This window comes from Streptomyces sp. NPDC090106 (genome assembly GCF_044747265.1).
In the GTDB taxonomy this organism is placed as follows: Bacteria; Actinomycetota; Actinomycetes; order Streptomycetales; family Streptomycetaceae; genus Streptomyces.
On the sequence record NZ_JBIVDS010000020.1, the window covers coordinates 126,330 to 140,256 of the forward strand.

The window sequence follows — 13,927 nt, forward strand, 5'->3', positions numbered from 1 at the left end:
CGGCCTCAGTCGTCGTAGGCGTCCAGCGGCGGGCAGGAGCACACCAGGTTCCGGTCACCGAACGCCTGGTCGATGCGTCGCACCGGCGGCCAGTACTTGTCGGCGGGCGAGACCCCCTCCGGGAAGACGGCCTCCTCACGCGTGTACGCGTGCTCCCAGTCCCCGCCCAGCGCCGCCGCGGTGTGCGGAGCGTTGCGCAGCGGGTTGTCCTCGGCCGGCCAGTCGCCGGACCCGACCTTCTCGATCTCCGCCCGGATCGCGATCAGCGCGTCGCAGAACCGGTCCAGCTCACCGAGGTCCTCGGACTCGGTCGGCTCGATCATCAGCGTCCCGGCGACCGGGAACGACATGGTCGGCGCGTGGAACCCGTAGTCGATGAGCCGCTTGGCGATGTCGTCGACGCTCACACCGGTCGCCTTGGTCAGCGGACGCAGGTCGATGATGCACTCGTGGGCGACGAGCCCGCCGGGCCCGGTGTAGAGCACCGGGTAGTGCGGCTCCAGCCGCTTGGCGATGTAGTTGGCGCTCAGCACGGCCACCTGCGTGGCCCGCTTGAGCCCCTCGCCGCCCATCAGCCGGACGTAGGCCCAGGAGATGGGCAGGATCCCGGCGGATCCCCACGGCGCGGCAGAGATCGGCCCGACACCCGTCTCGGGACCGGCCGCGGGCTGCAGCGGATGGTTCGGCAGATACGGCGCGAGGTGCGCGCGCACCCCGACCGGCCCGACGCCCGGACCGCCGCCGCCGTGCGGGATGCAGAAGGTCTTGTGCAGGTTCAGGTGCGAGACGTCCCCGCCGAAGTGGCCGGGCTTGGCCAGCCCCACCAGCGCGTTCAGGTTGGCGCCGTCGACGTACACCTGACCGCCCGCGTCGTGCACCTGCGCGCAGATGTCGGCGACGTGCTCCTCGAACACACCGTGCGTCGACGGGTAGGTGATCATCAGCACCGACAGCTCGTCCCGGTACTGCTCGATCTTCGCCCGCAGGTCCTCGACGTCGATCTCGCCGTCCTCGGCGGTCTTCACGACGACGACCTTCATGCCCGCCATCACGGCGCTCGCGGCGTTGGTCCCGTGCGCGGACGACGGGATCAGACACACGGTCCGCTGCTCGTCCCCGTTGGCCCGGTGGTACCCGCGGACGGCGAGCAGACCGGCCAGCTCGCCCTGCGACCCGGCGTTGGGCTGGAGGGAGACGTTGTCGTACCCGGTGACCTCGGCGAGCCGCTCCTCCAGCTCGCGGATGAGCGTGAGGTAGCCCTGCGCCTGCTCGGCGGGGGCGAAGGGGTGCAGCTGCCCGAACTCGGGCCAGGTGACCGGCTCCATCTCGGTGGTCGCGTTGAGCTTCATCGTGCAGGAGCCCAGCGGGATCATGCCCCGGTCCAGCGCGTAGTCCCGGTCGGCGAGCCGGCGCAGGTAGCGCAGCATCGCGGTCTCGGAACGGTACTGGTGGAAGACGGGGTGGGTGAGGAACTCGTCCTCGCGCAGCAGTTCGCCGGACAGGACGTCCCCGGTCGCCGCGTCCAGCGCCTCGATGTCGCCCTCGACGCCGAACGCCGCCCACACGGAGGCCAGCTGCGCCCGCGTGGTCGTCTCGTCGCAGGCCATCGAGACCTGGTCGGCGTCGACGAGGTGCAGGTTGACGCCGTTCTCGCGCGCGGCGGCGACGACGGCCGCGGCCCGGCCGGGCACGCGCGCGGTCAGGGTGTCGAAGTAGGCGCCGTGCACGACCTCGACCCCGCCGGCGGTGAGCCCGGCGGCGAGGAGCGTGGCGTAGCGGTGCGTCCGCCGCGCGATGCCCTTGAGGCCCTCGGGCCCGTGGTAGACGGCGTACATGCCGGCCATGACGGCCAGCAGGACCTGCGCCGTGCAGATGTTGCTGGTGGCCTTCTCGCGCCGGATGTGCTGCTCACGCGTCTGGAGCGCCAGCCGGTACGCCTTGTTCCCGTCGGCGTCGACGGACACGCCGACGAGCCGCCCGGGCAGGCTCCGCGCGAACTTCTCGTGGACGGCCATGTAACCGGCGTGCGGCCCGCCGAAGCCCATCGGGACACCGAACCGCTGGGTCGTGCCGACGGCGATGTCCGCGCCGAGCTCGCCCGGCGACCGCAGCAGCGTCAACGCGAGGAGGTCGGCGGCGACGGTCACCAGCGCGCCGAGCCCGTGCGCCTGCTCGATGACGGCCTTGATGTCCCGTACGGCACCGGAGGCGCCGGGGTACTGGACCAGGACGCCGTTGATCTCGCGGGCGGCGATGTCGGCCGGGATGCCGTCGCTGAGGTCGGCGACGACGACCTCGACGCCGGTCGGCTCGGCGCGGGTCTCGATCACGGCGACGGTCTGCGGCAGCGTGTCCGCGTCGATGAGGAAGAGGCCCTTCTTGTTCTTCCCCATGCGCCGGGACAGGGCCATGGCCTCGGCGGCGGCCGTGCCCTCGTCGAGGAGGGAGGCACCGGAGGTGGGCAGCCCGGTGAGCTCGGCGACCACGGTCTGGAAGTTCAGCAGCGCTTCGAGGCGCCCCTGGGAGATCTCGGGCTGGTAGGGCGTGTACGCCGTGTACCAGGCGGGGTTCTCCATGACGTTCCGCAGGATCACGGGCGGGGTGAAGGTCCCGTAGTAGCCGAGCCCGATCATCGAGCCGAGCACCTGGTTCCGGTCGGCCAGCGACCGCAGCTCGGCGAGCACCTCGGCCTCGGTACGGGCACCGGGAAGCTCGAGGGCGTCGGCGCTCTTGATGACGTCCGGCACCGCGGCGGCGGTGAGCTCGTCGAGGGAGCCGTAGCCGACGTGCGCGAGCATCTTGGCCCGCGCCTCCGGGTCGGGCCCGATGTGGCGCTGTTCGAAGGGGATGCCGGTCTCGAGCTGGGAGAGCGGAATGCGATCGGCGGTCATAGTGCGGAGGCCTCCTGGTCTGACGCGACCTTCGAAGGGCACCACGGAGCTGGTACCCGAACGGCCTCCCCCTCTGTCATCTCGACCTGAGAGCTTCACCGGTCGCCCGAGGGTGACCGGCTTTCACCGTCGGTGAGGGCGGAGGTCAACGACACCCGCCCTGCTTTCCAGAGTGACCTCGTCCGTGCGGTACGTGAGCCTGAGAGATTCCGGGGAGGAGTTGCTCCTTCGGCGCCTCCGATGAAGTCTGGAGGACTCTCCCGCACAGGGTCGACAGCCGCTTGCCAGCCTACCAGCGAGCCTCACGCACAAGCCTTCGAGTGGCCGCCTTATCCAATTTGCTCTTTTGTAGTGCTGGGGGATGTGCAGCGAGTCGAGAGCCACTGGAGTGGAGGGACCGTGCAGACCGACATCGATCCACGCAACCTGATCGGCCGCAAGGCGTTCGACCGCGACGGCACCAAGATCGGCACGATCGACGAGATCTACCTCGACGACGCCACCGGCGTACCCGAGTGGGCCGCGATACGCACCGGGCTCTTCTCGCGGGACGCCTTCGTCCCCCTGGAGCCCAGCGAGCTGGTCGAGGGCACGCTCCACGTCCCCTTCGAGCGCGCCCTGATCAAGGACGCCCCCGACTTCGGCGTGGGCCGCCACCTCTCCCCCGACCAGGAGCTCCAGCTCTACCACCACTACGGCCTGGACACGACCGAGCCTCCGCCCTTCCCGGACCGGGACTTCGGCAGGCTGGCGGGCACGGACGAGCCGTAGCCCCGGACCGGGGCCGCCTCCGACTTCGAGGGCCCGCAGGGGACCACTCACCACACGCACCCGAACACCGTCACGGGTGATGCGGAGCAGAACCCGGATCCGGCCGAAGGCCGGACGCCCCGCACTCGACCGCCACGAGCGGCAACGGCTCGGCCACCCCCAACGCCACGTCATCGACCCGGAACGTCCGGACCCGCCCCACCTCCGACTCCGGCGTCTCGAACCGCACGGTCACCCGCCCCAGCCCGCTCCCCTGCACCCACCCGTGCCCGAACTCCTCGTGCCGCACGTCGTGCCCCGCGACCCACACCCGCTCGACGGCGACCTCACCCCCGTCCTCGACGACCTCCCCGGCGTCCTCCTCCCCCAGCTCCACCCCTTCCGCGGCCTGGGCGAAGAGATCCTCCTGCGTGTAGTCGGCGAGCCCCGACACTCCGACCCCCAGCAGCCGCACCCCACCCGTCGTGTCCACGGCCTCCAGCAGCCGCGCGGCGGCCTCCCGCACCACCGCCGGATCGTCCGTGGGCCCCCGCAGCGTCTCCGACCGCGTCAGCGTGGAGAAGTCGTACCGCCGCACCTTCAGCACGATGGTCCGCCCCGACAGCCCGGCCCCCCGAAGCCGCCGCACACAGCGGTCGGCCAGCCGCTGCACCTCCAGGCCGACCCGCGTCCGGTCATGGATGTCCACGTCGTACGTGTCCTCGACGGACACCGACTTGGTCTCCCGCTCGGCGACGACGGGCCGCTCGTCGTACGCCATGGCCATCGCGTACAGCCCGTGCCCGTGCGCCTTGCCCAGCAGCCGTACGAGCTCGTCCTCGCCCGCCTCCACGATCTCCTCGACGGTGTGGATCCCGGCCCGCCGAAGATGGTCGCCCGTGGCCGGCCCCACCCCGGGCAGGATCCGCACCGACATCGGCCCGAGCATGGCCCGCTCGGTTCCGGGGTCGATCAGCACCAGCCCGTCCGGCTTGGCCTGCTCGGACGCGATCTTCGCGAGCATCTTGGACGCGGCCAGCCCCACCGACCCCGTGAGCCCCGTGACGGCCCGTATGTCGCCGCGCAGCTTCTCCCCGGCCGCCCGCGCCGACGCCTCGTCGAATGCCGTCCCACCGGCCTCCAGATCGACGAACGCCTCGTCCAGACTCAACGGCTCCACGAGCGGCGACAGCTCCCGCAGGAGCCCCATCACCTGCTCGCTGATCGTGCGGTAGAGCCCGAAGCGCGGCACGAGGTAGGCGGCGTTGGGCGCCAGCCGCCGCGCCTGCGCCATGGGCATCGCCGAATGCACCCCGAAGACCCGCGCCTCGTACGACGCCGTGGCCACCACCCCGCGCGGCCCCAGCCCACCCACCACGACGGCCTTCCCGCGCAGGCTCGGCTTGGACGCCTGCTCCACCGAGGCGAAGAAGGCATCCATGTCGAGATGCAGGATCGTGGGTGCGGTTCTCACATCTCCGATGCTGCCCTACACCACTGACAACGCCCCGCCCGCAGCACCCCGGGGTCACCCCCGGAGCGGTTCAGACGGCCCGGTTGCGGCGCCGCGCCAGCTCGTCCGAGGGGTTGTGCCCGACGAGCGTCTCCCCGGTGTCGACGCGCTCCCCGTGCAACTGCGACAGCGCGCTCTCGACGTCCCGCCACACGACGCCCACGGCGATCCCGAAGATGCCCTGGCCGCCCTGGAGCAGCGCGTGCACCTCGTCGGGCGAGGTGCACTCGTAGACCGTGGCGCCGTCGCTCATCAGCGTCATCCGCTCCAGGTCCTGGAACCCGCGCTCGCGCAGATGCTGCACGGCGGTGCGGATGTTCTGGAGCGAGACCCCGGTGTCGAGGAACCGCTTGACGACCTTCAGGACGACGACGTCCCGGAAGCTGTACAGCCGCTGTGTGCCGGACCCCTGGGCGGAGCGCACACTCGGCTCGACGAGCCCGGTGCGCGCCCAGTAGTCGAGTTGCCGATAGGTGATGCCGGCCGCCGCGCAGGCCGTGGGCCCGCGGTAGCCGATCTCCTCGGTCGCCATGGACGCCGCCCCTCCGCCGCTGCTCGGCACGGCCGTCGGTCGCTGCGGAGCATGACCGGCCGGGCCGCCCTGCGACGGGCTGCCGTAAAGCGGGTACGGGCCACTCGCCCCGAGACTGCGTCCGGGGGCACCCCCAGCCGTACCGTCGCCGCTGCTGCTCACGCCGACCTCCGTCCTTGACCTGCCTTCTCGACGGTAGGCAGTCACCCGGGGTGCGTCAACGATCGCCACACTCGGCGAGCCGAGTGATAATCACCCTAGGAGTGGTTTGCCGTACCCATCCGCGGGGAAAGGCTAGCCGAATGCGCTCGGGGCGGGCCGCAGGACGCTCTCAATCGCCGCTGGCAAATGCCTGCATTTGGCGGCCTGAACCCCCTGTCGAGCCGGCCGGGTCACTGACTGCTGGTACCGAAGTCCTCGGGTGAGATCTGGTCGAGGAACTCGCGGAACTTCTCCACCTCGTCCTCCTGCTCGTCCGGGATCGCGATGCCCGCGTCGTCGAGCACACCGTCGCTGCCGTAGATCGGCGTCCCGGTGCGCAGGGCCAGCGCTATGGCGTCGGACGGACGGGCGCTGACCTCGACGCCGCTGGCGAAGACCAGCTCGGCGTAGAAGACGCCCTCCCGCAGATCGGTGATGCGCACCTCGGTCAGCTCCTGACCGACGGCCTCCAGCACGTCCTTGAACAGGTCGTGGGTCAGCGGTCGCGCGGGGGCCATGCCCTGCTGGGCGAAAGCGATCGCCGTCGCCTCCCCCGGCCCGATCCAGATGGGGAGGTAGCGGTCGCCTCCCACTTCACGCAGGAGCACGATCGGTTGGTTGGAGGGCATTTCGACCCGGACACCTACGACATCGAGCTCGTTCACACAGCAACCCTAGGCCGTGCCCGGGACGTTTGGGTAGTCGGGCCGGAAACGGGCGCCCGATCCGCGGTCCGCGAACGTCAGGGCAGCCGTACGCCCAGGGCGGTCTGCACCAGGGCCGCGTGCAGCCGTACCGTGAGCCCCGCCAGTTCCTTCGTACGGGCCTCGGCGTGCGCCCTGGTCTGCGGGTTGCGGTGGCGCTTGAGCGGGGCCACGACCTGGTCCACGAGGCCCGCCTCACGGTCCGCGGAGGCCTTCATCGCCCGCAGGTGCCGCGGCTCGATCCCGAACCGCCCCAGCTCGGTGACGAGCGCCGCCACGGTGACCACCTCGGCGTCGTACGCCCCGTCCGGGAGCGGCGCGATGAGCCCGTAGGACTCCCACTCCGCGAGCTCCCGTTCGTCGATCTCGGCGGCGGCCAGCAGCTCGGAGCGGCCGATCCGGGCCGCGGCGGGAGCCTCGAAGTACTCGGGCGGGCCCTCGCCGTCCCGCTGGCGTCCCACCAGGGGCAGGGGGACGGCCTCACCGCGGGCCATGGCGTCGAGATGCTCGCGGATGACCTTGAGCGGCAGGTAGTGGTCCCGCTGCATCCGCAGGACGTGGCTCAGGCGCTCGAGGTCCTGCGCGCCGAACTTGCGGTACCCCGACGGGGTCCGCCGCGGCTCGATGAGCCCCTCCGACTCCAGGAAGCGGATCTTGGAGATGGTGACTTCGGGAAATTCGTCGCGCAGCAGGTTCAGCACCGCGCCGATACTCATGAGTCCACTGTCCGCCGCGGCGGTACCGTGTCCGGCACCGCCGCTGGGTGTTTGAAGCATGGACCTTCCCTGACGGGGTCAGTAGCCCCGCTGGCTCGCGTAGAAGACCAGCCGGTACTTGCCGATCTGAACCTCGTCCCCGTTGTTCAGCGGCACCGAGTCGATGCGCTCGCGGTTCACGTACGTGCCGTTGAGGCTGCCGACGTCCGCGACGGTGAACGAGCCGTCCGGCTGGCGACGGAACTCCACATGCCGACGCGACACCGTCACGTCGTCGAGGAAGATGTCGCTCTGCGGATGACGCCCGGCCGTGGTCAGGTCGCCGTCCAGCAGGAAGCGGCTGCCCGAGTTCGGGCCGCGGCGCACGACCAGGAGAGCGGAGCCCAGCGGCAGCGCGTCGACGGCCGCCTGCGCCTCCGGGGAGAGCGTGGGCACCTGCGTCTGGCCGGTGACCTCGGCGTCGTACGCCTCGATCCCGGAGATCGAGATGGTCGAGGTCGTCTCCGAGGGCCGCTCGGCCGTGGCGCGCAGCGGAGCACCGCAGTTGGAGCAGAAGCGGCTGTTCTCCGCGTTGCGGTTACCGCACCTCGTACAGACCAGGGCCGACATGAACTCTCCACCCGTAGTTGAGGTTGACGGTTGCCCGAAACCTATGCCGCCGGACTGCGCAGGGTCAACAGACGGCGCGCCCTGACCACCGGAAACCTGGTCCCGGAACAACGGGCGCTGGCCCTCCGCGTCGGGCTGTGCGCGATGACGAGCGGTCGCGTTCGCGTTGTCGCTACCCTCTCGCGCGCTCTTGCCGAACAACTTCGAAAACAACTTCACGGGCGATTCCCCTTGACCGAAACAGACCCGCCCGTGGGGCAGGACGAACCCTGACTGCACACAGCGGCCGACACCGACATCCTCACAACGTCCGTATCCACCAGACAGTTTCCACCACGCACCACCCAATCGGTGCGCCGACCCCCCGCAACCTCATGCCCTGGGCGGAGGTCGCCCATGCACCCGCGGTTCACTCCGAGGACGACCGAGCGTAGTCAGGCTGCTTCGCCGCTCGCAAGGCGTCCACGACGATCTTGGTCGACCGCTCGACGGTCACGGTGGCCTGCTCCTTCTCAAGAGTCTGCACCACGCCTCCAGGGATGTTGAGGGCCGGTTCGAGATCCTGCGGCTTCCCGATGACCTTGAAACGAAACGGCGCGTCGATCTTGTTCCCGTCGACGCTGACACTCTGGCCGGAGCCGGTCAGGTAGGTGCTGGCGACGACCCGTACGCCGTTCACCTGGATCGCCTCGGCACCGGCCGCGCGCAGCTCCTGGATCGCGTCGAGCAGCATGTCCGCCTCGACCGTCCCCTTCGTGTCCTCGATCGTCATCGTGATGCCGGGCCCCTGGGCGGCCACCGTGCCCGCCAGGATGCCCAGTTGCCGCTCCTTCTCCAGCGTCTGCTTGCGGGCCTCCTCGGCCTGGTCGGAGCTGTTCTCCAGCTCGTCCCGCTGCTTCTCGAGTCCCGCCTTCTCGTCCTCTAGACGCTGAGTTCGGTCATCCAGTTCATCGAGGATGCGGACAAGATCTTCCTGACGTGCCCCGCGCAGCGCGCTGTCGCCCTCACTGTTGGACGCGACCTGGACGGCCAGCCCGAATCCGAGGCCGAACAGCAGCAGGGCGACGATGAGTTGGGCCCGGCTGACCCGCGGCGGCCACAGGCCCTGGGCCAGCCGCTGACGGCCGGTGAGGCCCGGCTCCGCGGCCACCGGGGGTGCCGGGACCTCGGGAGCCTTCGCCGGCACCTCCTCGGGCAGCTCCCGGCGCAGCCTGTACTCCGGCGTCTCGTCCTGGTTGCTCATCGGCCTCACGCCCGGAAGACGTGCCGGCGGATCGCCGCGGCGTTCGAGAAGATGCGGATGCCGAGGACGACGACCACACCGGTGGACAACTGGGCACCCACGCCCAGCTTGTCGCCCAGGAACACGATCAGCGCGGCGACGACGACGTTCGACAGGAACGACACCACGAAGACCTTGTCGTCGAAGATGCCGTCGAGCATGGCCCGCAGACCACCGAAGACGGCGTCCAGCGCCGCCACGACGGCGATCGGCAGATACGGCTCGACGACCGCCGGAACCTCGGGCCGGACCAACAGGCCGGCCACGACTCCCACGACGAGGCCCAGTACGGCGATCACGATGTGCCCTTCTCGGATTTCTCGGTGCTTGGCTGTGCTGTGCGTACGATCACACTCGTTGCGGCGGGCAGCCGGAGCTCCCCCTCCACGGAGATGGCCGTCCTGATGCCGTAGTTCTCCTGGAGGGCGTTGAGATACAGCCCGTCCGCACTGTTCTGGAACCTCGTGCTCAACTTCTGCCCGTCCCCCACCGCCAGCACCGTGTACGGCGGCACCAGCGGCCTGTTGTCGACCAGTATCGCGTCACCGGCGGCCCTGATCGCCGAGAGCGCCGTCAGCCGCTGCCCGTTGATCGAGATGGCTTCGGCGCCCGACTCCCACAGCCCGTTCACCACCCGCTGCATGTCCCGGTCACGCACCCGTCCGGTGTCGGAGAACCCGGAGGTCTCGCGTGGGTCGCCGTCACCCCCGGTGGTGGACTCCTTGGCGTCGTTCACGACGAGCTTGACCCCGGGGCCGTGCACGGCGGTCGCCCCCGAGAGCAGACCCACCAGGTCCGCCTGACCGCTGCCGCCGCTGTCCCGGAGCGCCTCGCGCTGCATGGCGCTGACGTCGTCCCGGATCTGGTCGACGGACTTCTCCAGCTTGTCGGCCGCGTCGGTCTCCTCGTCGATGCGGTCGATCAGTTCCTCGCGCTCCTTGGCCACCACGGGGGCCGCCACGCGCGCCTGCGCCGCGCCGACGGTCACGACCAGGGCGGCGAGCACCAGCCCGGCCGCCAGGCCGAGCTTCGCCCGCAGCGTCTTCGGCATGCCGCCGTCGCCCGCGGCCTTCTTGCGTGCGGCCGCTTCGGCGTACCCGTCGTCGAGGCTGTGGTCCATGACGTTGGTGAGCAGCGACATGGAGGCGTCCGGGCGCCGGGGGCGCGTAGGTGTGCTCCGAACGGGGGGCTGCTGCGGCATGCCGCACATCGTCGCACGTCGCGACCACTACCTCCGAATGGCCCCACCGGCGTGCCGGACAGGCCCCCTTGGGGACACTTGTCCGGCACGCGCGCGTGGAGCGATTCTCAGCGTCCGGCGCTGTCCACGACGGCCGACCACTCGTCGAGGAGGGCCTGCGCGGAGGCGTCGTCAGGCCCTTCGGCCCACAGATGGGTGACGGCCTCGGCGGGATCGGGCAGCACCATCACCCAACGCCCGTCCGTCTCGACGACCCGCACCCCGTCGGTCGTGTCGACGAACCGGTCCCCGGCCGCCTCCACGACCCGCCGCATGACCAGCCCCTTCACGGCCCACGGAGTCGCCAGGTCCCGCTTGAGGACGTGCGCCCGCGGGATCCGCGCGTCGATCTGGCTGAGCGTGAGCTGCGTCCGCGCCACCAGCCCGATGAGCCGTACGAAGGCGGCCGTACCGTCGAACACGCTGCTGAACTCGGGGACGATGAAGCCGGCCTTGCCGTCGCCGCCGAAGATGGTCGAGTCGTCCCGTCCGACCCGCGTGAGGTCGTCGGGCGACGTGGTCGTCCACTCGACCTGCGTCCCGTGGTACGCCGCCACCTGCTCGGCGATCCGGGTGGTGGTGACGGGCAGCGCGACCCGCCCGCTGCGCCGCTCGGCGGCCACCAGGTCGAGCATGACCAGCAGCGCCCGGTCGTCCTCGACGATCCGCCCCTTCTCGTCGACGAGCGACAACCGCTCACCGACGGGGTCGAACCTCACACCGAACGCGGCCCGCGACGACGCCACGATCTCGCCGAGCCGCACCAGCCCGGACCGGCGCACATCGCCGGTCTCGGTCGGCCGCGACTCGTCGAGCCCCGGGTTGATCGTCAACGAGTCCACACCGAGCTTGCCGAGCAGGCTGGGGAGCACGAGCCCCGCGCTGCCGTTGGAGGCGTCGACGACGACCTTCAGCCCGGACTCGGCGATCCCGGTCGTGTCGACGTTCCTCAGCAGTGATCCGGTATACGAATCGAACACGCTGGACGGGAAGTGCAGATCCCCGATCTCCCCGGGGAACGCCCGCCGGTACTCCTGCCGCGCGAACACCCGGTCCAGCTTCCGCTGACTGCCCTGCGACAGGTCGGCTCCCCGCCCGTCGAAGAACATGATGTCCACGGAGTCCGGCACCCCGGGCGTCGTCCGGATCATGATCCCACCGGCACTGCCCCGAGCCGTCTGCTGCCGAGCCACCGGCAACGGCACGTTCTCCAGATCCCGTACGTCGATGGCGCTGGCCTGGAGCGCGGAGATCACCGCCCGCTTCAGCGCACGCGCACCACGGGAGTGGTCACGGGCAGTGGTGACGGTGGACCCCTTCTTGAGCGTGGTCGCATAGGCACCGGCGAGGCGCACGGCCAGCTCGGGGGTGATCTCCACGTTCAGGATGCCGGAGACGCCACGGGCTCCGAAGAGATGCGCCTGCCCTCTGGACTCCCAGATGACCGAGGTGTTGACGAAGGCGCCGGCCTCGATGGTCTTGAACGGGTAGACCCGCACGTTGCCCTGAACGATCGATTCTTCACCGATCAGGCACTCGTCACCGATGACCGCGCCGTCCTCGATCCGCGCCGCCCGCATGATGTCGGTGTTCTTGCCGACGACACAGCCACGGAGATTGCTGTGCGGCCCGACATACACGTTGTCGTGCACGACGGCCTTGTGGAGAAAGGCCCCGCTCTTCACGACGACGTTGGAGCCCACGACCGTGTGCTCACGAATTTCGGCGCCGGCCTCGACCTTGGCGTAGTCCCCGATGTAGAGGGGACCGCGCAGCACGGCGTCGGGATGCACCTCGGCGCCTTCCGCCACCCACACCCCGGGCGACAGCTCGAAGCCGTCTATCTCGACGTCGACCTTGCCCTCCAGGACGTCGGCCTGCGCCTTCACATAGCTTTCATGGGTACCGACGTCCTCCCAGTACCCTTCGGCGACATAGCCGTAGATCGGCTTGCCTTCCTTCATCAGCTGCGGGAAGACATCGCCGGACCAGTCGACGGGCACATCGGGCTCGACGTAGTCGAAGACCTCGGGCTCCATCACATAGATACCGGTGTTCACCGTGTCCGAGAAGACCTGCCCCCAGGTCGGCTTCTCAAGGAAACGTTCGACCTTTCCCTCTTCGTCGACAATGGTGATTCCGAATTCCAGGGGATTCGGCACACGCGTCAGACAGACGGTGACGAGCGCGCCCTTCTCCTTGTGGAAGTTCACCAGCTCGGTGAGATCGAAGTCGGTCAGCGCATCACCGGAGATGACGAGGAAGGCATCGTCCTTCAACGCCTCTTCCGCGTTCTTGACGCTTCCGGCGGTACCGAGTGGCTTCTCCTCGTTGGCATAAGAGAGCTCCATCCCGAGCTCTTCGCCGTCACCGAAGTAGTTCTTGACCAGAGAGGCCAGGAACTGGACGGTGACGACGGTCTCGTTGAGCCCATGCCTTTTGAGCAGCCGTAGCACGTGCTCCATGATCGGGCGGTTGGCCACAGGCAGGAGCGGCTTGGGCATGCTTGAGGTCATCGGGCGAAGGCGAGTGCCTTCACCTCCGGCCATCACGACGGCCTTCATGTCGGAAGCGTCCTCCTCTAAGAGACGACGGTCTAGCCGACTTCACCCGTCCAGATTGTCCCGCACTTTTCCGCAGCGGGCCATCGGGCCACTTCACCGCATCAATCGGCGAGTTCAATCGGCCATGGCGTCCGTCCGGATCAGCCGGCGGACTTGGACCACGTACAGCACTCCTGCCCACCAGTACAGCGTTGTACCCCACCCTGCGAACGCCCATCCGAAAATAGCAGCGAGTGAGGGGAGCCATCCACTTCCGTCACTGAGCAACAGCAGCGGGAACGCGTACATCAGGTTGAAGGTGGCGGCCTTGCCGAGGAAGTTCACCTGCGGGGGCGGATAGCCGTGGCGCCTGAGGATCCACACCATCACCAGCAGGACCAGCTCACGCGCCAGCAGCGCCGCGGTCAGCCAGATGGGCAGAATCTCGCGCCATGTCAGTCCGACCAATGTCGAGAGAATGTAGAGCCGGTCCGCAGCGGGGTCCAGCAGCCGGCCCAGGCTGCTGATCTGGTTCCAGCTCCGGGCGAGCTTGCCGTCCAGGTAGTCACTGATCCCGCTCAGCATGAGCACCAGCAGGGCCCAGCCGTCACTCTTGGGGCCGCCGAACTCGGGCCTGAGGATGAGCCACAGGAAGAGCGGCACACCAACGAGCCGCGCCATGCTGAGGATGTTGGGGATGGTGAGAACCCGATCCGTCTGAACCCGAGTCTCCTGGACCTCCACCCGGGGGCCTCCTGTGAAACGTGCCTACGATGCCCCCTGACCTTACATCAACGCAAAAAAGCTCCGGCTCTCGGGCAGTGTGCCCAAGAGCCGGAGCTATAAAAGGAGTTCGGCGGTGTCCTACTCTCCCACAGGGTCCCCCCTGCAGTACCATCGGCGCTGTGAGGCTTAGCTTCCGGGTTCGGAATGTAACCGGGCGTTT

12 protein-coding genes, 1 rRNA gene and 1 riboswitch are annotated in these 13,927 nt (G+C 69.4%); of the genes, 1 reads left to right on the plus strand and 12 read right to left on the minus strand.

Going from position 1 to position 13,927, the window contains the following annotated elements; translation table 11 throughout:
• Window positions 1-5: 5 nt before the first annotated feature.
• Window positions 6-2,891 carry an aminomethyl-transferring glycine dehydrogenase gene (gcvP, locus tag ACIPSE_RS42910; RefSeq protein ID WP_401674560.1) on the minus strand — a complete coding sequence of 962 codons (2,886 nt, stop codon included), beginning with the start codon at window positions 2,889-2,891 and terminating at the stop codon, window positions 6-8.
• Window positions 2,892-3,068: 177 nt separating this feature from the next.
• Window positions 3,069-3,164, minus strand: a riboswitch (glycine riboswitch).
• A gap of 126 nt (window positions 3,165-3,290) precedes the next feature.
• On the opposite strand from gcvP, the gene ACIPSE_RS42915 reads away from it, so the two are divergent.
• Window positions 3,291-3,662, plus strand: coding sequence for a PRC-barrel domain-containing protein (locus ACIPSE_RS42915; RefSeq protein ID WP_401674563.1), 372 nt, complete (start codon window positions 3,291-3,293; stop codon window positions 3,660-3,662).
• Window positions 3,663-3,732: 70 nt separating this feature from the next.
• On the opposite strand, the gene ACIPSE_RS42920 is transcribed toward ACIPSE_RS42915, so the two are convergent.
• The 11 genes from ACIPSE_RS42920 to rrf form a co-directional block, all read right to left on the minus strand.
• Entirely contained in the window at window positions 3,733-5,115 is a 1,383-nt protein-coding gene (locus ACIPSE_RS42920) for a DNA polymerase IV (protein WP_401674566.1), read from the minus strand.
• A gap of 70 nt (window positions 5,116-5,185) precedes the next feature.
• Window positions 5,186-5,848 (minus strand): MerR family transcriptional regulator, encoded by a 663-nt coding sequence (locus tag ACIPSE_RS42925; protein ID WP_401674569.1) that lies wholly within the window; start codon window positions 5,846-5,848, stop codon window positions 5,186-5,188.
• Window positions 5,849-6,078: 230 nt separating this feature from the next.
• Window positions 6,079-6,552, minus strand: a complete 474-nt coding sequence (locus ACIPSE_RS42930; protein WP_004002801.1) for a bifunctional nuclease family protein — start codon at window positions 6,550-6,552, stop codon at window positions 6,079-6,081.
• A 77-nt stretch (window positions 6,553-6,629) separates the two neighbouring features.
• Window positions 6,630-7,367 (minus strand): MerR family transcriptional regulator, encoded by a 738-nt coding sequence (locus tag ACIPSE_RS42935; RefSeq protein ID WP_401674572.1) that lies wholly within the window; start codon window positions 7,365-7,367, stop codon window positions 6,630-6,632.
• An 18-nt stretch (window positions 7,368-7,385) separates the two neighbouring features.
• Window positions 7,386-8,264 (minus strand): FHA domain-containing protein, encoded by an 879-nt coding sequence (locus ACIPSE_RS42940; RefSeq protein WP_401674575.1) that lies wholly within the window; start codon window positions 8,262-8,264, stop codon window positions 7,386-7,388.
• Between the two features lie 61 nt (window positions 8,265-8,325).
• Window positions 8,326-9,159: a DUF881 domain-containing protein gene (locus ACIPSE_RS42945; protein ID WP_401674576.1), complete on the minus strand. Its 834-nt coding sequence runs from the start codon at window positions 9,157-9,159 to the stop codon at window positions 8,326-8,328.
• A gap of 5 nt (window positions 9,160-9,164) precedes the next feature.
• A complete protein-coding gene (locus tag ACIPSE_RS42950; RefSeq protein ID WP_003988855.1) occupies window positions 9,165-9,497 on the minus strand; it encodes a small basic family protein in 333 nt (110 codons plus the stop codon).
• Entirely contained in the window at window positions 9,494-10,399 is a 906-nt protein-coding gene (locus ACIPSE_RS42955) for a DUF881 domain-containing protein (protein ID WP_401674579.1), read from the minus strand. The genes ACIPSE_RS42950 and ACIPSE_RS42955 overlap by 4 nt, the downstream gene beginning before the upstream one ends.
• A gap of 107 nt (window positions 10,400-10,506) precedes the next feature.
• Entirely contained in the window at window positions 10,507-13,002 is a 2,496-nt protein-coding gene (locus ACIPSE_RS42960) for a sugar phosphate nucleotidyltransferase (RefSeq protein ID WP_401674582.1), read from the minus strand.
• 114 nt (window positions 13,003-13,116) lie between these two features.
• A complete protein-coding gene (locus tag ACIPSE_RS42965; RefSeq protein WP_401674585.1) occupies window positions 13,117-13,725 on the minus strand; it encodes a CDP-alcohol phosphatidyltransferase family protein in 609 nt (202 codons plus the stop codon).
• A gap of 107 nt (window positions 13,726-13,832) precedes the next feature.
• A 5S ribosomal RNA gene (rrf, locus tag ACIPSE_RS42970) occupies window positions 13,833-13,927 on the minus strand; the annotation flags it as partial.